Here is a 23,850-nt window from a genome sequence, read left to right as displayed (position 1 = left end):
TGCCCCCAGGGGTGCCGGGCCGTTCGCTCGTTCGAGGACCGGCCGGTCAGTCGGCGGCCGGGTACGGGGCCCTGGCCTTGGCGGCCCGCTCCAGCCACTCCCGCCAGGACGCCGCGGAACCGGCCGGTTCCGACCACGGCTGCGCGCAGCGGACCAGCCGGGTGCCGCCGGTGGTCAGCCAGCGGTGCACCACCCGCACCTCGTCGGCGGGGGCGCCGCGCAGCGGGCCCGGCTCGGGCACCACCGTCTCCGCGGCGGCCTGCAGCGCGTCGACCACCGGCATCGGCGGCACCCCGCGGCGCGCGTTCCCGGCGGCGGCGAGCCTGCCGTGGCGGACCACCGCGAGCTGCCAGCCGCCGGAACCGTCGGGGCGGGCGGCGACCAGTTCGGGCACCGCCGCCAGCGCCGCCCAGCGCTGCGCCCGGTCCAGCGCCCGCACCAGTTCGGCGAGCCGGTCGCGGGCCGCGGCGGCGTCCTCGAAGCGCTCCTCGGCGGAGAAGCGGCCCAGTTCCGCGCGCAGCCGGTCGAGCAGCCCACCGGGTTCCCAGCGGGGCGAGCCGGAGATCACCTCGCGCACCGAGATCACCTCCGGTGCGTACTCCTCGACGCCCTGCAGCCCGGCGCACGGTGCCGCGCAGCGCCCCAGCTCGTGCAGCGCGCACGGACGGCCGCGCTGGTCGCGCGCCGGGATCCGCTCGGTGCAGCGGCGCAGCGAACCGCCCGCGTGCAGGGCCTCCACCGCCGCCGCGGCCGCGGTGCGGGAGCGGAACGGGCCGAGCGCGCCGTCGCGGGCGGTGCGCACGATCGACAGCCGCGGGAACGCCTCCTCGGTGAGCACCACCCACCAGGTGCGCTTCGGGAACTTGGAGCGGCGGTTGTAGCGGGGCTGGTGCGCGCCGAGCAGCCGCAGCTCCCGCACCTCGGCCTCCAGCGGGTGCGCGCACTCGACGTGGTCCACCCGCTGCGCGAGCCCCGCCATCTCCTTGACGCGGGCGCGGCGTTCCCCGGCGGTGAAGTACTGCCGGACCCGGCGCTGCAGGTCGGAGGCGGTGCCGACGTAGAGCACCTCCTCGTTCGGGCCGCGGAACAGGTACACGCCAGGGGCGTGCGGCAGCGGGTCGGCGAGGCCGCGGTTGCGGCGCTGCTGCGGGGTGACGTCGGGCAGGTGCTCCAGCAGTTCCGGCACGGTCCGCACCCCCAGCGGCCCGAGGCGCTCCAGCAGCGCGTGCAGCACGTCGACGGTGGCGCGGGCGTCGTCGAGGGCGCGGTGCACCGGGGTGGTGCGGGCGTGCAGCACGCGGGCGAGGGTGCCGAGCTTGTGGTTCGGCGTCTCGTCCTTGCCCAGCACCCGGCGGGCGAGCTTCGCGGTGCACAGCACGGCCGGCTTCGGCCACGCGACGCCGAGCCGCTCGCACTCGGCTCGCAGGAAGCCCACGTCGAACGGGGCGTTGTGCGCGACCAGCACCGCGTCCCGGGCGAACTCCAGGAACGCGGGCAGCACCGAGTCGAACCGGGGAGCGCCGTGCACCATCGCCTGCGTGATGCCGGTGATCGAGACGACCATCGGCGGGATCTCGCGCCCGGGGTCGACGAGGGTGCCGAACTCGCCGAGGACTTCGCCGCCGCGCACCTTCACCGCGCCGATTTCGGTGACGGTGTCCTGCCGGGCGCTGCCGCCGGTGGTCTCCAGGTCGACGACGACGAAGGTGGCGCGGTGCAGCGGGAGTTCGTCGTCGATCTCGTCGAAGGTCAGCTGCCCGGTCATCGCGTGCACGCTACGACGGGTCCCCGACAACCTCCGGATCGGGTGAACGGGGAGCGGCCGACTAGCCTGGGGGCGTGGTTCCGCCGACGTCGGGTGCTGACTCCCCGCGCACCGAAGAGTCTGCTGTGGACGGTCCGCGGCAGGCGCCGGTCGGTGCCCCGGAGACCGGTCTCGACCAGTCCGCACCGGAACGGTCCCGGGAGTGCGGTGCCGAGGACCCGGAGGAGCTGCCCGCACCGGTGCGCGCCCGGCTCGCCGAGCTGGCGGCGGAGGCCCTCGACGACGTGCGGCCCTCGGACGTGCCCGCCCCGCTGCGACCGGTGGTCCGGTTCGCCCCGGCGAAGCGCGCGAAGCTCGGCCGAGGACCGCTCGTGGCGGCGCTGCGGGACTCCCCGGTGTTCCGCACCGCGGTCGTCGATTGGTGCCGGGAGAACCGCCCTGAGGGCCTGGACGGGGTGCACCCGGACCCGGTGGTGGTGGCCGTGGCGGGTGTGCTGCTGGCGCTGCCGAACACGGGCCACTACCTGGAGCTGGTCGCGTTCCGCGTGGAGCAGGGCCGGTTGCGCGGCGAGCGGGATTCGGCGCAGGCCCGCGCCCAGCGCCTCGCCGGGGAGGTGGACCGGTTGCAGGCCGAGCTGGCCGAGGCCCGCCGCGCCGGGGAACGGGCCGGGGACGAGTCCGGTTCGGAGGCCGACCGGCTGCGCAAGCGGCTGCGGGAGCAGGGCGTGCGGCTCAAGGAGGCCAAGGACGACGCGCAGGCGGCGCGGGCGGAACTCGCCGAGGCGCACGAGCGGATCGGTTCGGAGCTGGCGGAGCTGCGCGCGCAGCGGGACCGGGAGCGCGCCCGCGCGCAGGAGGAGCGGGACCGCGCGCAGCGCGCGGCGGCCGAGACCGAGGTGGCCCGCCAGTCGGCCCGGGAGGCCCGCCAGGGCGACGAGGTCCGGATCTCGCTGCTGCTGGAGACGATGGAGGGCGCGCTCGGCGGGCTGCGCCGGGAGCTGCGCGCGGTGGGCCACGGGCCGCGCCCGGCGGACGTGGTGCAGCGGGTGCGGCCGGATTCGGGGGAGACGGGCCGGGTCGCCGACGCGGCGGCGTTGGACCGGTTGCTGGCGCTGCCCGCGGTGCACCTGATCGTCGACGGCTACAACGTGACGAAGACCGGCTACCCGGACCTGCCGCTGGCCGACCAGCGCAACCGGCTGGCGCACCAGCTGGCCGCGCTGGCGGCGCGCACCGGTGCCGAGGTGACGGTGGTGTTCGACGGGGCGGACGTGCTGTCGGTGCCGACGGCGGGCCCGCGCGGGGTGCGGGTGATGTTCAGCCCGCCCGGGGTGATCGCGGACGACGTGATCCGGGAACTGGTGGTGGCCGAGCCGCAGGGCAGGCAGCTGGTGGTGGCGACCTCGGACCGCGCGGTGGTCACGTCGGTGCGGCGCACGGGCGCGTACGCGGTGGCGTCGGCGGTGCTGCTGGAGCGCCTGAACCGGGTGTGAGGCCGGGGCGCGTGGTGGATCTCATAGCGCGATCTTCCGGTGCGCTGGGCCGATCCGGTCCGGGCCGACCCTTCGGGGAGCCGCTGGTCAGAAGATCGGGCAATCTGATCACGCTCCGCGTATGAAGATAATCCCATTGTGCTATTGCGCAGTGTTCAGAAGAATTACCCCCCTCTTCTAGACGTCACGCTTCACCTTTCGTAGCCTTACCGCGTCTTCGCGGCGATCAGCGACCCACTCCGGGTCCTCCGCGAAGCGCCGCCGAATCGGCTAGTCGGGGAGCCGAACCGGGACCTGCCCCCGTGGGGTGAGCGGGCGCCGCAACGCGCCCGGAGTCCGGGATCGCTCCGGACCACCCCTGCGTTCTCGGTAGGCGGTCGACAACGAAGGAGCTATGCGCGACGTGGCGTCGCACCGATTGAAGCGCACGATGCGCGGAGCCCTGGCGGCCTCGGCGGTCGCCGCCGCCGTCAGCATGACCTCCGCGCCGGCGATCGCAGACCCCCAACTCCCCGACAACGCCTCGGACGCGGCCAAGCAGGTGCGCGAGCTCTCGCACCAGGCCGAAGTCGTCACCGAGGACTACAAGAAGGCCGAGGACGACCACGCGGCCAAGAAGGCGGAGCTCGACCGCTCCACCGCCGAGGCGGACCAGGCCGAGCAGGTCGCCGCGCAGGCCCGGGTCGAGGAAGAGCGCTTCCGCGGCCAGGTCGACCAGCTGACCACCGCCTCCTACCAGGGCGCCCGGCTGAACAAGCTCTCCGCGCTGCTGGTGAGCGAATCCCCGAACGACTTTCTCGACCGCGCCTCCGCGCTGGACGTGCTGGCCAAGGACAACAACGACGCGATCAAGCGCCTGTCCGCCGCGGTGCACCAGGCCGAGGACGCCACCAAGCGCGCCCAGGACGCCCGCAACCAGGCGGCCCAGGCCGAGGCCGACGCGGCCCGCATCCAGGACGAGATCGGCCGCAAGAAGGCCGACATGGACGCGCAGATCGCCAAGGTCAAGGAGCGCTACGCCGAGCTCACCGAGGACGAGCAGTCCTCGCTGACCGGTGGCGGCGAGACCGACTACGAGTTCGCGGGCGGCAGCGGTTCGGCCGCCGCAGCGGTCACCGCGGCGCTGAGCAAGCAGGGCTCGTCGTACGTCTACGGCGCCAAGGGCCCGAGCACCTTCGACTGCTCCGGCCTGATGCAGTGGGCCTACAAGCAGGCGGGCGTGAGCATCGGCGGCTCGACCAAGTCGCAGGTCACCGAGGGCAAGAGCGTCTCGGCCAGCCAGCTCCAGCCCGGCGACCTGATCTTCTACTACAGCCCGGTCAGCCACGTCGCGATGTACGTCGGCAACGGCAAGGCCGTGCACGCCCCCACCGAGGGCGACGTGGTGAAGGTCGCCAAGTACGACAGCATCGCCCCGGTCAACTCGATCCGGCGCGTCGCGGGCTGATTCCCGCAGCACCGCGCGGAACGCGCGCGAGGGCCGTCGTCCCCAGCAGGGGGGCGGCGGCCCTCGTCGCGTGTGGGTGACGGGCGGCCGCTCGCGACGGGCCGGGCGCCGCGGGCCGACTTACGATCCGGCTCGTGCCTGGGGCTTCGAGGGGGTGGCCTGCGGCGGTCGCCGCCGCGGCCGCATTGGCCGTGGGCGCGTTCGTCCCGTTCCCGGCCCAGGCCCCGCCGGCCCCCGCTCCCGCCTTCCAGAGCGCCGCTCCGGCGACCGCGGAGCAGGAGTGGCAGGCGGTGCTGCGGCACCGCGCCCGAGCGGTCCTGACGCGCGACGAGGCGGCGTTCACGGCGTCGCTGGACCCGGCGGCGCCGGAGGACTTCCAGCGCAGGCAGCGCGAGCTGTTCCAGAACCTGGCCGAGGTGCCGCTGGCCGAGTGGGACTACGAGGTGCGCGGGTCCACCGGCGGTAGCGGCACGCCGGAGGTGGTGCTGCGCTACGCGCTGGCCGGGGTGGACGAGGTGCCGACCGAGCGCCCGACCGGGTTCACCTTCACCCACCGGGACGGGCGCTGGCTGCTCAGCGGCGACGAACGGGCGCGGGGCCGGTCGTGGCGCGGGCCGTGGGACTTCGGCGACTGCCGGGTGCGGGTGCTGCCGCACGGCGTGGTCATCGGGCACGACGGTTCCGAGGAGCTCGCCGACCGGGTGGCGGCGGAGCTGGACTCCGCGGAGGCCGCCGTGACCGCCGTGTGGGGGCCGGAGTGGCGGCGCCAGGTGGGCGTGCTGCTGCCGCGCTCGCAGGAGGAGCTGCGCGAGCTGGTGGGTGCCGAGTTCGCGGTGGACGGCATCGCGGCGGTCGCCGTCGCGGACAAGGTGGACACCGCCGCCCGGCGGGTGGAGGGCCCGCGGGTCGTGCTCAACACCGAGACGGCCGACCGGCTCTCGGACACCTCGTTGCGGGTGGTGCTGCGGCACGAGATGGCGCACGTGGCGGCGCGGGCGGACACCGCGGACGGCGCGCCGATGTGGCTGCTGGAGGGCTTCGCGGACTACGTCGGCTACCGGGCGAGCGGGTTGCCGCCGGAGCGGATCGCACCGGACCTGGCCCGGCGGGTGCGCACCGGGGAACCGCCCGCGGGGCCGCCGCCGGACGCGGACTTCCACACCTCGGGGCGCGATCTGGACCTGGCGTACCAGCAGTCCTGGTCGCTGGTGGCGCACCTGGTGCGGCGGGTGGGGGAGCCGAAGGTCGTGGAGCTGTACAAGCGCATCGCGGGCTCCGGATCACCGTCCGAAGTGGACCCGGCGCTGCACGAGATCGCCGGGCTGTCCACCGCGGAACTGCTCAGGTCCTGGAGATCGGAACTGCGCAGGACGTTCTGATCCGGGAGCTCGGTGGCGGAACCGCGGCGGTCCCGCCACCCGGCTGCCGTGCGACGGGCGCGGAGCTCAGCCGTAGATCGCTTCGATGTCGGCCGCGTGGTTCTCGGCGACCTTGTTGCGCTTGAGCTTCATGCTGGGCGTCATCTCGCCGGTGGCCTCGGTGAAGTCCTTCGGCAGGATGCGGAACTTCTTGATCGCCTCGGCGCGGGAGACGGCCTTGTTGGCGTCGTCGATCGCGGCCTGCACGTCGGCGTGCACCTCGGGGTCGTCGACGAGCTCGGTCAGCGGGGTGTCCGCGGCGCGGCCGTGGTTGTTCAGCCAGGCGGGCAGGAACTCGGGGTCGAGGGTGATCAGGGCGCCGATGAACGGCTTCTTGTCGCCGACGACCATGCACTGGCTGATCAGCGGGTGCGCGCGCAGGTGGTCTTCGAGCACGGCGGGGGCGACGTTCTTGCCGCCCGCGGTCACGATGATCTCCTTCTTGCGCCCGGTGATCCGCAGGAAGCCCTCCTCGTCGAGGGAGCCGAGGTCGCCGGTGTGGAACCAGCCGTCCTCCAGGGATTCCTTGGTGGCGGTCTCGTTGTTCCAGTAGCGGCGGAACACGACGTCGCCCTTGAGCAGCACTTCGCCGTCCTCGGCGATGCGCACGCTGGTGCCGGGGATCGGCTTGCCGACGGTGCCGATCTTGTAGGCCTCCTCGACGTTGACCGCGGCGGCCGCGGTGGTCTCGGTGAGCCCGTAGCCCTCCAGCACCGGCACGCCCACGCCCCGGTAGAAGTGCGCGAGGCGGTCGCCCAGCGGCGCCCCGCCGGAGACGGCGCCGAGGCAGCGCCCGCCGAGCGCGGCGCGCAGCTTGCCGTAGACGAGCTTGTCGAACAGGAAGTGCTTGGCCTTCAGCCCGATGCCGGGGCCGCCGGTGTCCAGCGCCTGGCTGTAGGCGACGGCGGTGTCCTCGGCGGCGTCGAAGATCCGGCCCTTGCCGTCGCCGTGCGCCTTCTGCTTGGCGGTGTTGTAGACCTTCTCGAACACGCGCGGCACGGCGAGGATGAGCGTGGGGCGGAACGAACCGAGGTCGCTGACCAGTTCCTTCACGTCGCCGGTGTGCCCGAGCGTGGTGCGGGAGTACACGCAGGCGGTGGCGATGGCGCGGGCGAGCACGTGCGCCATCGGCAGGAACATCAGCATCGAGTTGCCCTGCCGCAGCAGCTGCGGGAAGACGCTGACGTCGCCGCGGACCTCGGCGAGCAGGTTGCGGTGGCTGAGCTCGCAGCCCTTGGGGCGGCCGGTGGTGCCGGAGGTGTAGATGAGGGTGGCGAGCTCGTCGGCGCGGACTTCGCGGCGGCGCTGGTGGGCGTCCTGGTCGCTGACGTCGGCGCCGAGCGCGGTGAGCTCGTCTACGGCGGCGCGGTCGGCGTCGATCTGCCAGACGTGTTCGAGCGCGGGGAGCTTCGCGACGACGTCGCCGATCTCGGCGCGGTGCGCGTCGGTCTCGACGAACGCGGCGCGGGCGCCGGAGTCGCTGAGGATCCACTCGGCCTGGTCGGCGGAGGAGGTCTCGTACACCGGCACGGTCACGCAGCCGGCGGACCAGATGGCGAAGTCCAGCAGCGTCCACTCGTAGCGGGTGCGCGACATCAGCCCGACCCGGTCGCCGTGCTGCAGCCCGGCGGCGATCAGCCCTTTGGCGATCGCGAGCACCTGGGTGGCGAATTCGGCGGCGGTGACGTCGATCCAGGTGCCGTCGACCCGGCGGCGGAAGCTCACGGTGCCACCGAAGCGTTCCGCGTTCGCCCACACCATGTCGGTGAGGTTCTCGTCTTCGGCCACGGCCTCAGTGGCGGGGACGCTGAACTCTCGCACCTTGAAACCTCCGATGGAACGCGAAATGTGCGCACAAACCTAACGCTGATAGTTACCGAGCGGTAGTCCCGAACCTTGATTACGAAACTAATCCGACTCGTTTACTGCTCCCGCCCGCAGCCTGCCACGCCGGGATCCGCCGCGCACCGGTGCCCGCCCGAGTCGTTTCCGCCGGTGGTGAGGATCATGGCAGGCTGTCCTGCGCCACCGCTAACCACGTCCGGAGCAGCCCGAGCCGCGCGGAACCGTCCGAGCGGACCACCCCCGGCGCCGCCGAACGGAACGGTCGCACCCGTCCCGGACGGTGATCGCTGCTGGTTCGATCCCGCGCGGCGCGGCAGCATGGCGGTGCGGCGGACAACGGCGTCCGCGCTCGCGGCCCGGTCGGCAGAACTGCGGTGAGGAGTAGATCGTGCGCGTGCACGTGGTGTCCGATGTCCATGGCAACGCCGAAGCCCTGAAACGGGCCGGTGACGGTGCCGACGCGCTCGTCGTGCTCGGCGACCTGATCGACTTCGTCGACTACCACGAGCACGGCCGCGGCATCCTCGGCGCGGTCTTCGGAGCCGAGAAGGTCGCGCACTTCGCCGAGCTGCGCCGCAACCACCGCGGTGCCGAGATCGGCGCCTACGCGCGCTCGCTGTGGGCTTCGCTGGACGATCCCAAGCGCGTCGTGCGCGAAGCCGTCCGCGAGCAGTACGCCACCCTGTTCGCCGCGATGAGCGCCCCGACCTACGCCATCGCGGGCAACGTGGACGAGCCGGAGCTGTGGCCCGAGTTCGCCCGCGACGGCGTGCACTTCGTCGACGGCACCAGCGCCGAGATCGGCGGCCTGCGGTTCGGCTTCGTCGGCGGCACCGTGCTCTCCCCGGGCGGCGTGCTGCGCCGGGACGCGGCCTGGGTGCCGTACCTGCGCCCCGAGGACGAGTACGACGCCGCCGTCGCCGCCCTCGACCCGGTCGACGTGCTGTGCAGCCACCTGCCGCCCGCGGTTCCGGAACTGGTCTACGACGTCATCGCCCGCCGCCCCGAGCACGGCTCCGCGGCGCTGCTGGAACGGATCCACCGGGACCGGCCGCGCTGGTCGCTGTTCGGGCACGTGCACCAGCCGCTGGCCTCCCGGGTCCGCGTCGGGCGCACCGAGTGCGTCAACGTCGGGCACTTCCAGCGCACCGAGCGGCCCTACGTGCTCCGCTGGTGACGATCTCGAACGGTGGAGCCGGCCGGACACCGCCCCGCCGGTCGTGCGCGGACCTGTAATCTTCGGGGCATGGTCGATCAGTCCACCCAGTCCATCGTGATCCAGGCAGCCGCGGCCGAGATCATGGCGGTGATCTCGGACTTCGCCAGCTACCCGGAATGGGTGGAAGCGGTCAAGGAGACCGAGGTGCTCTCGACCACCGGCTCCGGGCAGGCCGAGAAGGTGCGCTTCGTACTCGACGCCGGGGTGGTCAAGGACACCTACGTCAACGTCTACGAGTGGGCCGAGGACGGGCTGTCGGTGAGCTGGACGCTGTCCGAGGGGCAGGTCCAGAAGGCGCAGCAGGGCAGCTACCGGCTCGCGCCGAAGGACGGCGGCACCGAGGTGACCTACAGCCTCGCGGTGGACCTGGCGATCCCGATGATCGGCATGTTCAAGCGCAAGGCCGAAAAAATGATCATGAACACGGCGCTGAAGGAGCTCAAGCGCCGGGTCGAAGCCCGCTCCTGACCCGGGCGCTCCAGCACCGCGGCGCGGCGGCGCCGGAGATCCGCACCCGGTCGTGACCGGTGTCCCGGGCGGCGCCGCACCAGATCCACACCGCAGCACCCCTCGGCGCGGTGACCCGCCGTTCCGGTGGCCGGGCTGCTCGGCGACCGGTCGGTCCGCCCCGGCAACAGCCCCGACCCGATCCAGAGACCGCCCTTGCGCATCCTGTTGTTCACCGGAAAAGGCGGCGTCGGCAAGACGACCCTCGCCGCCGCGACCGCCGCACGCCTCGCCGAGCTCGGGCAGAAGGTGCTGGTGGTCTCCACCGATCCCGCGCACTCCCTCGGCGACTCCCTCGGCGCGGCGCTGAGCGCCGATCCCGCCGAGGTCGAGCTCCGCGCCGGGCAGCGGACCGCCCGGCTGCACGCGGCCGAGGTGCAGACCCGCGACCTGCTCGACCGGGCCTGGGCGGACCTGCGGGAACACCTGCGCACGATGCTGCTCGGCGCCGGCGTCGGCGAGCTCGACGCCGAGGAGCTCACCCACCTGCCCGGGGTCGAGGACCTGCTCGCGCTCGCCGAGGTGCACCGCTTCGCCGCGGGCGGGATGTGGGACACCGTCGTCGTCGACTGCGGCCCCACCGCCGAGACGCTGCGGCTGCTGGCGCTGCCCGAATCGCTGTCCGGCTACCTGGAACGGCTGTTCCCGGCCCACCGGCGCGTGGTGCGCGGCCTGCTCGCGGGCGTGGCGGGCAGTGCGAACGTGGAGCGCTGGGACGGGGTGGCCGACGCGCTCGGGCGGCTCGCGGACCGGCTGCTGGAGCTGCGGACCATGCTGCTCTCGCCGCGGACCGGGGTGCGCCTGGTGCTCACCCCGGAAGCGGTGGTGGCCGCCGAGACCCGGCGCACGCTCACCGCGCTGGCGCTGCAGCAGGTCCGGGTCGACGGGCTGGTGGCGAACCGGCTGGTGCCGCACCCGGGTTCGGCCCGGGGCGAGGCGGCGACCTGGCTGCGCACCCGCCGCCGGGAGCAGGAGAATGTGCTGGCCGAGGTGCGGGCGGCGACCGACCTGCCGGTGCGCGCGGTGCTGCACCGGGCGGCGGAACCGGTGGGGGCGGCGCTGCTGGAACTCGCCGACGAGCTCTACGGGGAGGACGATCCGCTGGCCGGCGCCGCGAGCGCACCGGAGGTGGAGCTCGGCGGCGGTGGCCGATCGCTGGACGCGGAGTACACGCTGCGGCTGGGCCTGCCGCTGCACGAGGACGCCGAGGTGGACCTCGCGCGGATCGGCGACGAGCTCGCCGTCACCGTCGACGGCAGGCGGCGGCTGATCGCGCTGCCCGCGGTGCTGCGCCGCTGCGCCGTGACCGGCGCGGTGGCCGCCGACGACGGGCTGACCGTGTCGTTCCGGCCGGACCCCGGCCAGTGGATGCGATGAGAGCGGACCCGAGCAGTGGAGGTGGTGGACCAGATGCGCGGTGAACGACCCGATGCCGCGGGGACGGGCACGACGAGCGCCGGTACCGGGGGCTCCGCCGACGAGTCCCGGGCGACCGGATCCGGTCGCGACCGGATGGCCGAGGAGTTCCGGCTGCTGCTCGACGCGGCCGCGGGGCGCGCGGAGGAGTACCTGCGCGGACTCGGCGGCGCCGAGCACGCCGAGCACGCGGGCACCGACGACCTCGGCACGGGCGGCGGCCCTGCTCCCGGCGGTCCGGCCCCCGGCGAGCGGGACGGCGTCCGCGAGGACCGCGCCGGCCCGTCCTGCGGCTGGTGCCCGGTCTGCGCGATCGCGAGCCTGCTGCGCGGCGAACGCCCCGAGCTGACCTCCCGGCTCGCCGACCAGCTCGCCGGGCTGCTGGACCTGCTCCGCGAATCCGCCGAGCCCCGCCCGGCCGGAGCCGCGGCCCCGCCGCCCGAACCGGCGGAACCGGCGCCGTCGAAGGTGCAGCGCATCGACGTGCGGCGGGTTCGCGGCCGGACCGCCGCGCAAGCCGCGAGCGGAGGTGCCGAGTGCTGACCGTCGGGGTGGACGTCGGCGGCACCAGCCTGCGCGCCAGCGTCGTCGACCCGCAGGGCACCGTGCTGGACACGCTGCGGGTGCCGTCCGCGGGCACCGGCCCGGAACTGGACTCGGCGATCGCCGACACCGTGCTGTGCCTCGCCGACCAGTACCCGGTCGCCGGGGTGGGGCTCGCCGTGGCGGGCTTCGTCAGCGAGGACCGGCGGGTGGTGCGGTTCGCCCCGCACCTGCCGTGGCGGCACGTCGCGGTCGCGGACAACATCGCCGACCGCGTGCGGCTGCCGGTGGTGCTGGAGCACGACGCGAACGCGGCCGCGATCGCCGAGCAGCGCTTCGGCGCGGCGGCCGGGGCGAAGGTCGCGGCGCTCGTCGCGCTCGGCACCGGCATCGGCGGCGCGCTGGTGCTGGACGGCGACGTGTTCCGCGGCGCGCACGGCGTCGCCCCCGAACTGGGGCACCTGCGGCTGGTGCCCGGCGGACGGGCCTGCCCCTGCGGGAAGCGGGGCTGCTGGGAGCGCTACTGCAGCGGCACCGCGCTGGCCGCGACCGCGCTGGAACTGCTCGCCGAGGACCCGTCCTCCCCGCTGGCCGCCGAAGCCGCCAAGGACCCCGGCGAGATCACCGGGGAACGCGTCGCCCAAGCCGCCGAGCAGGGCGATCCGGTGGCGGCGCGCGCGGTGGACGAGCTCGCGCGCTGGTTCGGCGAAGGGCTGGCGCTGGTCGCCGACGTCTACGACCCGGAGGTCGTGGTGCTCGCCGGTGGCGTGTCCGGCTCGGCGCACCTGTTCCTGCCCGCGGCCCGGCGGCACTACGCCGCGGCGCTCACCGGCACCGGCCACCGCCCGCTGGCCCAGGTGCGGGTCGCCAAGCGCGGCGACGAAGCGGGCATCGTCGGCGCCGCCACCCTCGCCAGGGAGCACGTGGCCGCCACCGCCACGCACCTGAGGTGATCACCTCGCGGCGCCGCGCGTGAGCGGGCCGCTCGCCGGACCCGCCGGAGCACGTTCTCAGAGCTGGGCGCCGTCGTCGGTGGGGTCCGCGGGAGGTGTCCGGCGCATCCGGAACAGCAGCCAGCCGATGCCGCCGCTCACCGCGACCAGCCCGATCGGCAGCGCCGCCGTGGCACCCAGGCCGACGAGACCGGGCACCAGCAGCAGCGTCATCCCCAGCACGACCAGCAGGATGCCGCCGACCGTGGCGACCCCGGGGCGCGGCATCGGCGGTGGTTCCGGCGGCTCGTAGTGCCCTTCGTCGGGCGCGTCGGCGGGCGGCGTCCAGTCGCGCGGCGCGGACGCGGCCTCGGGCGCGGCGGGCTTCGGCGCCGCGTCCTCGGTGCTCCGGTCCTGTTCCTCCGGCCACCGCGCCATCGGCTCGTCCTGTTCGAGACCTGCGACGATCTCGGCGAAGGCGGCGTCGATGTCCTCCGGGCCGTCGGCGTTCTCATGGCGGGTGCTCATGCGGGTTCCTCGACACGCTCGCGGTGGATCCTGCGGACGAATTCGACGCTACCGGCGAACACCGACGCGGCGTCGTGGTCGAGGGTCGCCACGTGGTAGCTGTCGCGCAGCACGACTTCGGTGACATCGCCGCTTCGGATGCCCTCCAGCACGATCGTCGAGTTCACCGGCTCGACGACGTGATCGGTGGCGGAGCGCGCCAGCAGCACCGGCTGCCGCACCTTCCCGAGGTCGCGGCGGACCAGCCGCCACAACCGCTGCAGGCTCGCGGCCGCGCGCAGCGGCGTCCGGTCGTAGCCGAGCTCGACGGCGCCCGGCTTCGCGATGTCCCCGGCCAGGCCGGGGATCGACGGCAGCACCCGGGACAGCGCGGGCAGCAGGAACGCGTCCTTGCGCAGCGTGGTCACCGACGGGTTCACCAGCGCGATCCCGGACAGCTCCGGGTGCTGCTGCGCGAGCCGCAACGTGAGCGTGCCGCCCATCGACATGCCGAAGACGAACACCGAGCGGCAGCGCCCGGTCAGCTCGGCGAGCTCCCGCTCCACGGCCGCGTACCAGTCGGTCCAGCCGGTGCGGTTGAGGTCCTGCCAACGGGTTCCGTGCCCGGGCAGCCGCGGGCAGCGCACCGTGAAGCCCTCGGCGGCCAGGTGCTCACCCCAGCCCCGCATGCTCTGCGGGGTTCCGGTGAACCCGTGGCACAGCAGGACGCCGATCTCGTCGGACCCGTCGTGCACGAACGGTTCGGCGCCGGGAAGAACGGGCACCGCAGCCTCCTACCGCCATCGATCCGCCGCTGTCCGGACATCGTCGCACGCGAGGGGCCTCCGCGGGGCGATCTCCGAGCGCGTGATCCGTCTCGGGCGGGGTCGCATTGTGCGGGCAGACCGGGCTCCGTAACCTTGAACGAGGCATTCCGGGTGTTCAGAAAGGCAGCGGCGCGTGCTGTACTGGGTGATGAAGCACATCGTGCTCGGTCCGCTCATGAAGCTGTTCTGCCGTCCACGGGTGGAGGGCGTCGAGCACGTGCCGGAGTCCGGAGCGGCGATCCTGGTCAGCAACCACGTCGCGGTCGCCGACTCGTTCTTCATGCCGCTGATGATGCCGCGCCGGGTGACGTTCCTGGCCAAGCGGGAGTACTTCACCGGCACCGGGATCAAGGGCAAGCTGCAGAAGTACTTCTTCTCCGGCGTCGGCCAGGTGCCGATCGACCGCTCCAGCGGTGCCGCGGCGCAGGCCGCGCTGGACACCGGGGTGCGGCTGCTGCGCGAGGGCAAGCTCCTCGGCGTCTACCCGGAGGGCACCCGCTCCCCGGACGGCCGGCTCTACAAGGGCAAGACCGGGGTCGCACGCATGGCGCTGGAGGCCGACGTGCCGGTCATCCCGATCGCGATGTTCGGCACCGACAAGGTCAACCCCATCGGCTCCAAGATGTGGTACCCGCACAAGGTGAAGGTGAAGGTCGGCGAGCCGCTGGACTTCTCCCGCTACGAAGGGCTCGCGGGCGACCGGTTCGTGGAGCGCTCGATCACCGACGAGATCATGTACGCGCTGATGGAGCTGTCCGGCCAGGAGTACGTGGACGTCTACGCCGCGAAGGCCAAGGACGACCTGGCCGCGCAGGGCAAGCACGTCGCGGGCTGGACCGTGCAGGGCCGGCCGGACGGTCCCGGCGGCGCCGACCGGCTGCCGCGCTCCCAGGCCGGCTGACCGCCGCGCGCTCCTGCCGCGCCCGGCTCGCCGGCCCTGATCGCCCGCACCGGGCCGGATCTCCGGCCGGTCCCCCGGAAGTCGCCGTCCTCGGGCGGAAGACCGCCGAGGACGTCGGCGGCCCAGCACACCGCTCATCGGGCGACGGTCCCCGGGGCCGGTCCTGGCCGGTGGGCGCCGTCCTTACGCTGGACCGGTGCGGTTCTTCTACGACTGTGAGTTCATCGAGGACGGCCAGACCATCGACCTGGTCTCGATCGGGGTGGTGGACGAGACCGGCCGCGAGTTCTACGCCGTGTCCACCGAGTTCGACGAGTCCAAGGCGGGGCAGTGGGTGCGCCGCAACGTGCTGCCGCAGCTGCCGCCGCCCGCGGACCGGGCGTGGCGCTCGCGCAGCCGGATCCGGGACGACCTCTACGAGTTCCTGACCGCGCGCGATCAGGACGTGGAGCTGTGGGCCTGGCTGGCCTCCTACGACCACGTGGCGCTGGCGCAGCTGTGGGGCGCGATGCCCGCCCTGCCGCCGAAGGTCCCCAAGTTCACCCGGGACCTGCGGCAGCGCTGGGAGGACGTCGGCAAGCCGCGGCTGCCCTCCGCGCCGGCGAACGCGCACGACGCCCTCGCCGACGCCCGGCACAACCTCACCCGGTGGAAGGTGATCGAGGAGGTGCAGCGCAAGCGCGGGTTCCCGCTGTGAGCGGCCGTCCTCGTTGACCAGGTACTTCGCCGATCTTCGCATCGTTCGCGCCCGATTTGTCGCCCGGTCGGAGTACTTGCTGCACCGATACAGGGCGTGACAGGCTCCCCACGAGATCCAGATCACTCATGGAGCGGATCAAGGGAGGCGGCGACGATGCCGGCTGGAACGCGTATCGGAGTGTTGACCGGCGGTGGCGACTGCCCGGGGTTGAACGCGGTGCTGCGCGCGGTCACCCGCAAGGGGATCGCGGTGCACGGGCACGAGATCGTCGGGTTCCGCAGCGGCTGGCGGGGGCCGATGGACGGGCTCACGATGCCGCTCGGGCTGGAGCAGGTCGAGGACGTCCTCGCCCGCGGCGGCACCATCCTCGGTTCCTCGCGCACCAACCCGTACCAGGAGCAGGACGGGGTCGAGAAGATCAAGCGGACCCTCGCCGAGCACGGGGTGGACGCGCTGATCGCGATCGGCGGCGAGGACACCCTCGGCGTCGCCGAGCGGCTCAACCAGGACGGCGTGCCGGTGGTGGGCGTGCCGAAGACGATCGACAACGACCTCGACGCCACCGACTACACGTTCGGCTTCGACACCGCCGTGCACATCGCCACCGAGGCGATCGACCGGCTGCGCACCACCGCCGAATCGCACCACCGGGCGCTGGTGGTGGAGGTGATGGGGCGGCACGCGGGCTGGATCGCGCTGCACTCCGGGCTGGCCGGCGGCGCGAACGTGATCCTCGGGCCGGAGAAGCCGTTCAGCGTGGACCAGGTCTGCGAGTGGGTGCAGCAGCGCTTCGAGCGGCAGTACGCGCCGATCATCGTGGTCGCCGAGGGAGCCGTCCCGCAGGACGGCCAGGAGGTGCTGCTGACCGGGGAGACCGACGCGTTCGGCCACGTGCGCCTCGGCGGCGTCGGTACCTGGCTGGCCGACGAGCTGGCCCGGCGCACCGGCAAGGAATCCCGCGCGGTCGTGCTCGGCCACACCCAGCGCGGCGGCACGCCGACCGCCTACGACCGGGTGCTGGCGACCCGCTTCGGGCTGCACGCGGTGGACGCGGTCAGCGAGGGCGCCTTCGGCAAGATGGTGGCGCTGCGCGGCACCGACATCGTGCGGGTCCCGCTGGGGGAGGCGACGGCGAAGCTGAAGACCGTTCCGCTGTCCCGCTACGCCGAGGCCGAGGTGCTGTTCGGCTGACGCGGTGATCGTTCCGGCGCCGTCCCGCCCACCGGGTGGGGCGGCGTCCGCGCGTCCCGGGCGGCCGGCGCGGGCGGCCGAGCGGGTGAATCGATTCGTGCGGCGTGCGCTCCGTCTCTCCCAGGTGAAATGCACTGGCCAGCACGGCCTATCCTGGCAAATGTGAATTGGACCGTCGATGTTCCGGTCGATGAACTTCCGGAACTTCCTCCGCTGCCCCCTGAGATGCGCGCCCGCCTGGACGAGGCGCTGAAGCTGCCCGCCGCACAGCAGCCCGAGTGGCCCGAGGAACAGGTCGCGAAGGTCCGCAAGGTGCTGGAGAGCGTGCCGCCGGTGACCGTGCCCTCCGAGGTGGACCGGCTGCGCGGACAACTCGCCGCCGTCGCCCGCGGCGAGGCGTTCCTGCTGCAAGGCGGGGACTGCGCGGAGACCTTCGCGGACAACACCGAGCCGCACATCCGCGGCAACATCCGCACCCTGCTGCAGATGGCGGTCGTGCTCACCTACGGCGCGAGCATGCCGGTGGTCAAGCTCGGCAGGCTCGCCGGGCAGTACGCCAAGCCGCGCTCCAGCGGCACCGACGCGCTCGGACTGCCCAGCTACCGCGGTGACATGGTCAACTCGCTGGTCGCCACCGAGGAGGCCCGCAGGCACGACCCGTCCCGGCTGATCCGCGCCTACGCCAACGCCAGCGCCGCGATGAACCTGTCCCGCGCGTTGACCAGCGGCGGCATGGCCGCGCTGACGAAGGTGCACGACTGGAACAAGGACTTCGTGCTCAACTCGCCCGCGGGCGAGCGCTACGAGTCCGTCGCCGCCGAGATCGACCGCGGCCTGCGCTTCATGGCGGCCTGCGGGGTGGACGACACCAGCCTGCACGCGGTCGACCTGTACGCGAGCCACGAGGCGCTGGTCCTGGACTACGAGCGGGCGATGCTGCGGCTGGACGGCTCGCAGGAATCGCCGCGGCTCTACGACCTGTCCGGGCACTTCCTGTGGATCGGGGACCGCACCCGTCAGCTCGACCACGCGCACGTGGCCTTCGCCGAGCAGATCGCGAACCCGATCGGCCTGAAGATCGGCCCGTCCACCACGCCGGAGATGGCCGTGGAGTATGTGGAGCGGCTCGACCCGAACAACGAGCCCGGCCGCCTGACGCTGATCAGCCGGATGGGCAACGGCAAGGTGCGCGACGTGCTGCCCGCGATCGTGGAGAAGGTCAGCGCCACCGGCCACCAGGTGGTGTGGCAGTGCGACCCGATGCACGGCAACACCCACGAGTCGAGCACCGGCTACAAGACCCGCCACTTCGACCGCGTCGTCGACGAGGTGCAGGGCTTCTTCGAGGTGCACCACCGGATGGGCACCCACCCGGGCGGCATCCACATCGAGCTGACCGGCGAGGACGTCACCGAGTGCCTCGGTGGTGCCCAGGACATCTCGGACACCGACCTGGCCGGCCGGTACGAGACGGCCTGCGACCCGCGGCTGAACACCCAGCAGTCGCTGGAGCTGGCGTTCCTCGTTGCGGAGATGCTGCGCAGCTGACGCGCGCGGCGGGCCGCGAGGACCGACGGGCCGGGGTGGGCGACCACCCCGGCCCGTTCGCGTTCCGGCCGCCGACGGGCCCGTGACCGGCGATCTCCGGTCGATCGTTGCCCGAATGGGATCTTCATCGGTTCCGAGACCACGGTTCCGAGCGGTCCTGTGGTGCCGTTGCCGCACATCCTGGGCCAGATGGTCGCTGCCGCCGTCTGCTTCCGACTCCTTTTGCTTCCGCACGTATTCCTGTGGTCACGCTCCGCATTCGCATTGCGCTGATCGGGGCGAGCGCTGGTCCTATTGCTGGTCGTGCACCCTTGACGGTGACTGCGAACACCGGCTAAACAAACTCGGTCAGATGAAAGCGGACCGATTCGGGCATCGGAGTCGGGTCGAGACCGGAGGCCGACCAGGGTGTACGCGCGTGAACGCCAGCAGCTCATCGTCGAGCGTGCGAGGCAGGAGGGCCGCGTCGACGTGACCGGACTCGCGGGGGAGCTGCAAGTGACCCCGGAGACGATCAGGCGAGACCTGACCGTGCTGGAAGAGCACGGACTCCTGCACCGCGTGCACGGGGGTGCTATCCCGGTGGAGCGGTGGAGTTTCGATCCGCAGCTGTCCGCCCGAGAGAACGTGATGGTCGCCGAGAAGACCCGCATCGCGCGGGCCGCTCTCGCCGAACTGCCTGCCGAAGGCGCCATCCTCATCGAATCCGGCACCACGTGTGCCCGGTTCGCGGAACTGCTGCCGGCCGACCGCCCGCTCACGGTGATCACGGACAGCTTGAGCATCGCCGTCTCGTTGGCGGCGCGGCCCAACCTGTCGGTGCTCACCCCGGGCGGACGGGTGCGCGTGACCACCAACGGAGGTGTCGGGACCTGGGCGGCGCAACGGTGGCGAGAGGTGTTCGCCGATGTCGCCTTCCTGGGCACCGACGGGGTTTCCCTGCATCGGGGCCTCACCACTCCGGACCAGAATTCCGCTGAGATCAAAACACTGATGTTGCGCGGGGCGCGACGACGGGTCCTGCTCGCGGACCACAGCAAGATCGGCCCGGTTTCCCTGCACCGGTACGGCGAACTCTCCGAGGTCGACGTGCTGGTCACCGATACCGGGCTGGACCAGGGCATCGCCGAGGACATCGAGGCGATCGGCCCGCGCGTGGTGCGAGCGTGAGCAACGGCAGAAAGGGATGCCGATGAATTTCGGCAGGAAATGGTGGTCGCTGGTCGCCATGGCGGCGGCGGTGCTGCTCACCGCGAGTTGCGCGGGAGCGGGAGCGATCGGGTCCGGCGACGGGCGCCGGGTGCTGCGGGTGGCGGTGGTGTCGAACCCGCAGATGGAGGACATGCAGGACCTGGTCGGGGAGTTCGAGGCGCAGCACCCCGACGTGCGGGTGCGGTTCATCTCGCTGCCGGAGAACCAGGCGCGGGACAAGATCACCCAGTCGGTGGCCACCGGGAGCGGCCAGTTCGACGTGGTGATGGTCAGCAACTACGAGACGCCGATCTGGGCGGCGAACGGCTGGCTGCACGACCTGGATCCGCGGATGGACGCGACTCCGGGCTACGACAAGGACGACTTCATCCCGTCGATCAAGGACTCGCTGTCCTACCAGGGCCACATGTACGCGGCCCCGTTCTACGGCGAGACGGCGCTGCTGAACTACCGCAAGGACCTGTTCGCCGAGGCCGGGCTGACGATGCCGGAGAACCCGACCTGGCAGCAGGTCGCGGACATGGCGGCGAAGCTCGACGGCGGCCCCGGCGGTCGCGCCGGGATCTGCCTGCGCGGCCTGCCCGGGTGGGGCGAGGTGATGGCGCCCCTCAACACCATGATCAACTCCTTCGGCGGGCGCTGGTTCGACGAGAACTGGAACGCGCAGCTCACCTCCCCCGAGGTGCGCGAGGCGGTGAACTTCTACGTGGACCTGGTGCGCGACCACGGCGAGCCCGGCGCTTCCAGCAGCGGCTTCACCGAATGCCTCACCGAGTTCGGCCAGGGCAACGCGGCGATGATGTTCGACTCGACGTCCTCGGCGGGCACGCTGGAGGACCCGAAGGAGAGCACCGTCTCCGGCAAGATCGGCTACGCGAACGCGCCGACCGGCCCCGGCGGCAAGCCCGCCAGCTGGCTCTACACCTGGGCGCTGGGCGTGCCGAAGACCACCGAGATGCCCGACGAGGCGTTCGACTTCATCGCCTGGTCCACCTCCAAGCAGTACCTGCGGACCGTCGGCGAGCGGCTCGGCTGGCAGAACCTGCCCCCGGGCAGCCGCCAGTCCACCTACGAGATGCCGGAGTACGAGAAGGCCGCCGCGGCGTTCGGGCAGCAGACGCTGCACGGCATCAGCCGCGTCGACCAGACCACCCCGAGCTCCCAGCCCACGCCCTACCAGGGCCTGCAGTTCGTGCGCATCCCCGAGTTCGTCGACCTCGGCACCCGCGTGAGCCAGCAGATGTCCGCGGCCATCGCCGGGAGCAAGACCGCTGACGAAGCGCTGGAGCAGGCGCAGCGCTACGCCGACACCGTGGGGGAGAACTACCGGCCATGAGCACTGCGGAGATGACCGCGGCCAAGGGCGCGACCCTCAGCCGCAAGGAGAAGTGGTCCCGCCGGGGACCGTTGCTGCCCGCGCTGATCTTCACGATCATCATCACGCAGGCTCCGTTCCTCGCGACGATCTTCTACTCGTTGCACTCGTGGAACCTGCTCAACCCCGGTTCGTGGGGCTTCATCGGCCTGTCGAACTACGTCGACGTCTTCACCGACAGCGAGTTCTACACCGCCGCGCTGAACACCGTCGTGATCACCGTCGGCTGCGTGCTGGTGTCGCTGGCGCTGGGCGTCGGGCTGGCGCTGCTGCTGGACCGGCCGTTCTTCGGGCGCGGCGTGGTGCGCACCATGCTCATCACCCCGTTCCTGATCATGCCGGTCGCCTCGGCGCTGCTGTGGAAGACGAGCATGCTCAACCCCACCTACGGGCTGGTGGACGCGGTGCTCAGCCCGATCGGGCTGGGCGGCATCGACTGGGTCGGGGAACACCCGATGGTGTCGGTGCTGGCCGCGCTGGTGTGGCGCTGGACGCCGTTCATGATGCTGATCGTGCTCGCCGGGCTGCAGAGCCAGCCGCGCGACGTGCTGGAGGCCGCCAAGATGGACGGCGCCACGCACTGGCAGACGTTCCGCTTCATGACGCTGCCGTTCCTGCGCCGCTACATCCAGCTGGCCGGGCTGCTGGGCTCGATCTACGTGGTCAACACGTTCGACGAGATCTTCATGATGACCCAGGGCGGTCCCGGCATCGCCACCACCAACCTGCCGTACTACCTCTACCAGCGGGTCTTCCAGGGCTTCGACGTCGGCCAGGCGGCCGCGCTCGGCGTCGTGGTCGTGATCCTGACCATCATCGTGGCCACCTTCGCGTTGCGCGCGATCTTCACCGCCATTTCCGGCAAGGAGGTTTCGGAATGAAGCGCCGTACGGCGGGAGGGACCGCACTGACGATCATCGCCTGGGCGCTGGGGATCGTGTTCGTGTTCCCGGTGTTCTGGATGGTGCTGACGTCGTTCAAGCAGGAGGCCGACGCCTACACCGACGACCCGAAGTTCCTGTTCACCCCGACGCTGGACCAGTACCGGCTGGTGTTCGACGGGGGCCTCGGGCCGTACCTGCTGAACTCGCTGATCGCCACGGTGATCTCGTGCCTGCTGGTGGTGGCGCTGGCCGTTCCGGCGGCCTACGCGCTGTCCATCCGGCCGGTGAAGGGCACCAAGGACGCGCTGTTCTTCTTCATCTCCACCAAGATGCTGCCGGTGGTCGCGGCGATCGTGCCGATCTTCGTGGCCGCGCAGAACATGCACCTGCTGGACAACGTCTGGTCGCTGGTCCTGCTCTACACGGGCATGAACCTGCCGATCGCGGTGTGGATGATGCGCTCGTTCTTCCAGGAGGTGCCCTCCGAGGTGCTGGAGGCGGCGAAGGTGGACGGTGCCGGGCTGCGCACCGAACTCACCCGGGTGCTGTTGCCGATGGTGGCCCCCGGCATCGCCGCGACCGCGCTGATCTGCGCGATCTTCGCCTGGAACGAGTTCTTCTTCGCGGTGAACCTGACCGCGATCAACGCACCCACGGTGCCGGTGTTCCTGGTCGGCTTCATCACCAGCGAAGGCCTGTACTGGGCGCGGTTGTCGGCGGCGGCGACGCTGGCGGTGCTGCCGGTCGTCATCGTCGGCTGGATCGCGCAGCGCCAGCTGGTGCGCGGGCTGTCCATGGGCGCCCTCAAGTGATCGGACCGGTTCACCTCCGGTGAACCGGCAGACGGAGCGGGGCGAGGCGGCAGGCGCCACCTCGGCCCGCTCCGGCATGACCGCCGGATCGCGATCCGGCGGAGGTGCGGCCCCGGTCCCCCGGCCTGGTCGGGAAGCGGGGCGGGCACCTCGGTGCAAGGAGCGAACGGGCGCGCCCGCCCGTTCGGGGAGAGGCGAGAGGAAAGGATGGCCGGCATGCGTGCGGTCGTCGTCGAAGGACCCGGTCAGATCACGGTCACCACGGTGCCCGATCCCACCCCGGGCCCGAACGATGTCGTGGTGGCGGTGGATGCCTGCGGGCTCTGCGGCACCGACCTCCACCTGGTGGACGGAGAGATCCCGGTGGTGAACTACCCGATCACCCCGGGCCACGAGCTGGCCGGCCGGGTGGTCGCGGTGGGCAGCGAGGTCACCCGCCTCGCCGAGGGCGACGCCGTGGCGGTGGACCCGTCGCTGCCCTGCGGGGAGTGCCGGTACTGCCGCAAGGGCAAGGGCAACCTGTGCGAGCCGTGGCAGGCGATCGGCATCAGCTCGCCCGGTGGTGCGGCCGAGTACGTCCAGGTGCAGGCCAAGAAGTGCTACCCGCTGCCGGAGGGCATCTCGCCCACCGCGGCGGCGCTGATCGAGCCGCTGTCCTGCGCGGTGCACGGGCTGGACAAGGCTCCGCACGACCTCACCGACGACGTGCTGATCTACGGCGCGGGCACGATGGGGCTGCTGCTGGCGCAGCTGCTCAAGCGCGCCGGGGTGCGTAGCCTGTCGGTCGTGGACCGCAGGCAGGACCGGCTCGCGGTGGCCGAGTCGATGGGCGTGAGCGCGATCGCCACCGACGCCTCCGCGCTGGACGAGGCGGCCGAGGGCTGGGACCTGGTGGTGGACGCCACCGGCGTCATCGCCGCCATCGAGGACGGGCTGGGCCGGGTCCGCAAGGCGGGCACGTTCCTGCAGTTCGGCGTCGCGGACGCGGCGAAGACCGCGAACTTCTCCCCGTTCAAGGTCTACAACGAGGAGATCACCATCGTCGGTTCGATGGCGGTGCACAACAGCTTCGACCGGGCGCGGGACCTGCTGGTCGCGGGCGCGATCGACTCGGACGCGCTGATCACGAACACCGCGGGCCTGGACGACTACGCCGCCGCGCTGGAGGAGTTCCGCACCGGCACCGGTCTGAAGACGCTGGTCCTGCCCTCGCAGTGATGGCTTCCGCCACCGCCCGGCCCACCCCCGTCCGGCCGGGCGGCGGCGGACACCGGGTCCGCGCACGCGGGCCCACCGGGTGGACGGCCC

Annotated in this window: 21 protein-coding genes; 17 read left to right on the top strand and 4 right to left on the bottom strand. The window is 72.4% G+C overall.

The features are described from left to right. Positions 1-46: 46 nt before the first annotated feature. Positions 47-1,765, bottom strand: coding sequence for a DEDD exonuclease domain-containing protein (locus tag H1226_RS20580; RefSeq protein ID WP_258342134.1), 1,719 nt, complete (start codon positions 1,763-1,765; stop codon positions 47-49). 74 nt (positions 1,766-1,839) lie between these two features. On the opposite strand from H1226_RS20580, the gene H1226_RS20575 reads away from it, so the two are divergent. From H1226_RS20575 to H1226_RS20565, 3 genes are all read left to right on the top strand, one after another. Then, positions 1,840-3,258, top strand: a complete 1,419-nt coding sequence (locus tag H1226_RS20575; protein ID WP_373689971.1) for an NYN domain-containing protein — start codon at positions 1,840-1,842, stop codon at positions 3,256-3,258. Between the two features lie 394 nt (positions 3,259-3,652). Beyond that, positions 3,653-4,705, top strand: coding sequence for a C40 family peptidase (locus tag H1226_RS20570; RefSeq protein WP_224966978.1), 1,053 nt, complete (start codon positions 3,653-3,655; stop codon positions 4,703-4,705). 134 nt (positions 4,706-4,839) lie between these two features. After that, positions 4,840-6,084 carry a basic secretory protein-like protein gene (locus H1226_RS20565; RefSeq protein ID WP_258342133.1) on the top strand — a complete coding sequence of 415 codons (1,245 nt, stop codon included), beginning with the start codon at positions 4,840-4,842 and terminating at the stop codon, positions 6,082-6,084. Positions 6,085-6,150: 66 nt separating this feature from the next. Here the strand turns inward: H1226_RS20565 and H1226_RS20560 are convergent, their stop codons facing one another. After that, positions 6,151-7,944, bottom strand: coding sequence for an AMP-dependent synthetase/ligase (locus tag H1226_RS20560; RefSeq protein WP_258342132.1), 1,794 nt, complete (start codon positions 7,942-7,944; stop codon positions 6,151-6,153). 412 nt (positions 7,945-8,356) lie between these two features. On the opposite strand from H1226_RS20560, the gene H1226_RS20555 reads away from it, so the two are divergent. The 5 genes from H1226_RS20555 (at position 8,357) to H1226_RS20535 (ending at position 12,606) form a co-directional block, all read left to right on the top strand. Then, positions 8,357-9,145, top strand: coding sequence for a metallophosphoesterase family protein (locus H1226_RS20555; protein ID WP_258342131.1), 789 nt, complete (start codon positions 8,357-8,359; stop codon positions 9,143-9,145). Positions 9,146-9,214: 69 nt separating this feature from the next. Further along, positions 9,215-9,655, top strand: a complete 441-nt coding sequence (locus tag H1226_RS20550; RefSeq protein WP_224955321.1) for an SRPBCC family protein — start codon at positions 9,215-9,217, stop codon at positions 9,653-9,655. 195 nt (positions 9,656-9,850) lie between these two features. Beyond that, entirely contained in the window at positions 9,851-11,071 is a 1,221-nt protein-coding gene (locus tag H1226_RS20545) for an ArsA family ATPase (protein ID WP_258342130.1), read from the top strand. 33 nt (positions 11,072-11,104) lie between these two features. Next, on the top strand, positions 11,105-11,653 hold the full coding sequence (locus H1226_RS20540; RefSeq protein ID WP_258342129.1) for a hypothetical protein: 549 nt from the start codon (positions 11,105-11,107) through the stop codon (positions 11,651-11,653). Beyond that, positions 11,647-12,606, top strand: coding sequence for an ROK family protein (locus tag H1226_RS20535; RefSeq protein ID WP_224955324.1), 960 nt, complete (start codon positions 11,647-11,649; stop codon positions 12,604-12,606). The genes H1226_RS20540 and H1226_RS20535 overlap by 7 nt, the downstream gene beginning before the upstream one ends. A 57-nt stretch (positions 12,607-12,663) precedes the next feature. On the opposite strand, the gene H1226_RS20530 is transcribed toward H1226_RS20535, so the two are convergent. Further along, positions 12,664-13,113, bottom strand: a complete 450-nt coding sequence (locus H1226_RS20530) for a DUF308 domain-containing protein (RefSeq protein WP_258342128.1) — start codon at positions 13,111-13,113, stop codon at positions 12,664-12,666. Beyond that, positions 13,110-13,877: an alpha/beta hydrolase gene (locus tag H1226_RS20525; RefSeq protein WP_258342127.1), complete on the bottom strand. Its 768-nt coding sequence runs from the start codon at positions 13,875-13,877 to the stop codon at positions 13,110-13,112. The genes H1226_RS20530 and H1226_RS20525 overlap by 4 nt, the downstream gene beginning before the upstream one ends. A gap of 175 nt (positions 13,878-14,052) precedes the next feature. Between H1226_RS20525 and H1226_RS20520 the strand changes: the two genes are divergently transcribed. The 9 genes from H1226_RS20520 to H1226_RS20480 all read left to right on the top strand — a co-directional run bounded on the left by H1226_RS20520 (position 14,053) and on the right by H1226_RS20480 (position 23,760). Next, complete coding sequence (locus H1226_RS20520) at positions 14,053-14,820, top strand: lysophospholipid acyltransferase family protein (RefSeq protein WP_224955327.1); 768 nt, start codon at positions 14,053-14,055, stop codon at positions 14,818-14,820. A gap of 196 nt (positions 14,821-15,016) precedes the next feature. Then, positions 15,017-15,517, top strand: coding sequence for a polyadenylate-specific 3'-exoribonuclease AS (locus tag H1226_RS20515; RefSeq protein WP_224955328.1), 501 nt, complete (start codon positions 15,017-15,019; stop codon positions 15,515-15,517). A 156-nt stretch (positions 15,518-15,673) separates the two neighbouring features. Then, on the top strand, positions 15,674-16,711 hold the full coding sequence (locus tag H1226_RS20510; RefSeq protein WP_224955329.1) for a 6-phosphofructokinase: 1,038 nt from the start codon (positions 15,674-15,676) through the stop codon (positions 16,709-16,711). Positions 16,712-16,840: 129 nt separating this feature from the next. Continuing rightward, positions 16,841-18,259, top strand: a complete 1,419-nt coding sequence (locus H1226_RS20505) for a class II 3-deoxy-7-phosphoheptulonate synthase (RefSeq protein WP_258342126.1) — start codon at positions 16,841-16,843, stop codon at positions 18,257-18,259. Between the two features lie 408 nt (positions 18,260-18,667). Then, positions 18,668-19,429 carry a DeoR/GlpR family DNA-binding transcription regulator gene (locus H1226_RS20500; protein WP_224955331.1) on the top strand — a complete coding sequence of 254 codons (762 nt, stop codon included), beginning with the start codon at positions 18,668-18,670 and terminating at the stop codon, positions 19,427-19,429. A 22-nt stretch (positions 19,430-19,451) separates the two neighbouring features. Next, a complete protein-coding gene (locus tag H1226_RS20495) occupies positions 19,452-20,807 on the top strand; it encodes an ABC transporter substrate-binding protein (RefSeq protein WP_455363829.1) in 1,356 nt (451 codons plus the stop codon). After that, positions 20,804-21,727 (top strand): carbohydrate ABC transporter permease, encoded by a 924-nt coding sequence (locus tag H1226_RS20490; RefSeq protein WP_373689970.1) that lies wholly within the window; start codon positions 20,804-20,806, stop codon positions 21,725-21,727. The genes H1226_RS20495 and H1226_RS20490 overlap by 4 nt, the downstream gene beginning before the upstream one ends. Further along, the gene (locus H1226_RS20485; protein WP_258342124.1) at positions 21,724-22,542 is read left to right on the top strand and encodes a carbohydrate ABC transporter permease; all 819 of its coding nucleotides are present in this window, start codon (positions 21,724-21,726) and stop codon (positions 22,540-22,542) included. Before H1226_RS20490 ends, H1226_RS20485 begins: the two co-directional genes overlap by 4 nt. Before the next feature lie 216 nt (positions 22,543-22,758). Next, positions 22,759-23,760 (top strand): zinc-dependent alcohol dehydrogenase family protein, encoded by a 1,002-nt coding sequence (locus H1226_RS20480; RefSeq protein ID WP_224955334.1) that lies wholly within the window; start codon positions 22,759-22,761, stop codon positions 23,758-23,760. Positions 23,761-23,850: the final 90 nt, after the last annotated feature.

The sequence above is a fragment of the Saccharopolyspora gregorii genome, assembly GCF_024734405.1.
GTDB lineage: Bacteria > Actinomycetota > Actinomycetes > Mycobacteriales > Pseudonocardiaceae > Saccharopolyspora_C > Saccharopolyspora_C gregorii.
The sequence above is the reverse complement of the archived record's forward strand: the minus strand, read 5'-3'. Positions and strand labels throughout refer to the sequence as shown.

Bases quoted from the DNA above. Each gene is read 5' to 3' on its own strand.
- H1226_RS20530 (WP_258342128.1), bottom strand. From the start codon at position 13,113: ATGAGCACCCGCCATGAGAACGCCGACGGCCCGGAGGACATCGACGCC.
- H1226_RS20495 (WP_455363829.1), top strand. From the start codon at position 19,452: ATGAATTTCGGCAGGAAATGGTGGTCGCTGGTCGCCATGGCGGCGGCG.
- H1226_RS20540 (WP_258342129.1), top strand. From the start codon at position 11,105: ATGCGCGGTGAACGACCCGATGCCGCGGGGACGGGCACGACGAGCGCC.
- H1226_RS20580 (WP_258342134.1), bottom strand. From the start codon at position 1,765: ATGACCGGGCAGCTGACCTTCGACGAGATCGACGACGAACTCCCGCTG.
- H1226_RS20510 (WP_224955329.1), top strand. From the start codon at position 15,674: ATGCCGGCTGGAACGCGTATCGGAGTGTTGACCGGCGGTGGCGACTGC.
- H1226_RS20550 (WP_224955321.1), top strand. From the start codon at position 9,215: ATGGTCGATCAGTCCACCCAGTCCATCGTGATCCAGGCAGCCGCGGCC.
- H1226_RS20485 (WP_258342124.1), top strand. From the start codon at position 21,724: ATGAAGCGCCGTACGGCGGGAGGGACCGCACTGACGATCATCGCCTGG.
- H1226_RS20480 (WP_224955334.1), top strand. From the start codon at position 22,759: ATGCGTGCGGTCGTCGTCGAAGGACCCGGTCAGATCACGGTCACCACG.
- H1226_RS20570 (WP_224966978.1), top strand. From the start codon at position 3,653: ATGCGCGACGTGGCGTCGCACCGATTGAAGCGCACGATGCGCGGAGCC.
- H1226_RS20505 (WP_258342126.1), top strand. From the start codon at position 16,841: ATGCACTGGCCAGCACGGCCTATCCTGGCAAATGTGAATTGGACCGTC.
- H1226_RS20490 (WP_373689970.1), top strand. From the start codon at position 20,804: ATGAGCACTGCGGAGATGACCGCGGCCAAGGGCGCGACCCTCAGCCGC.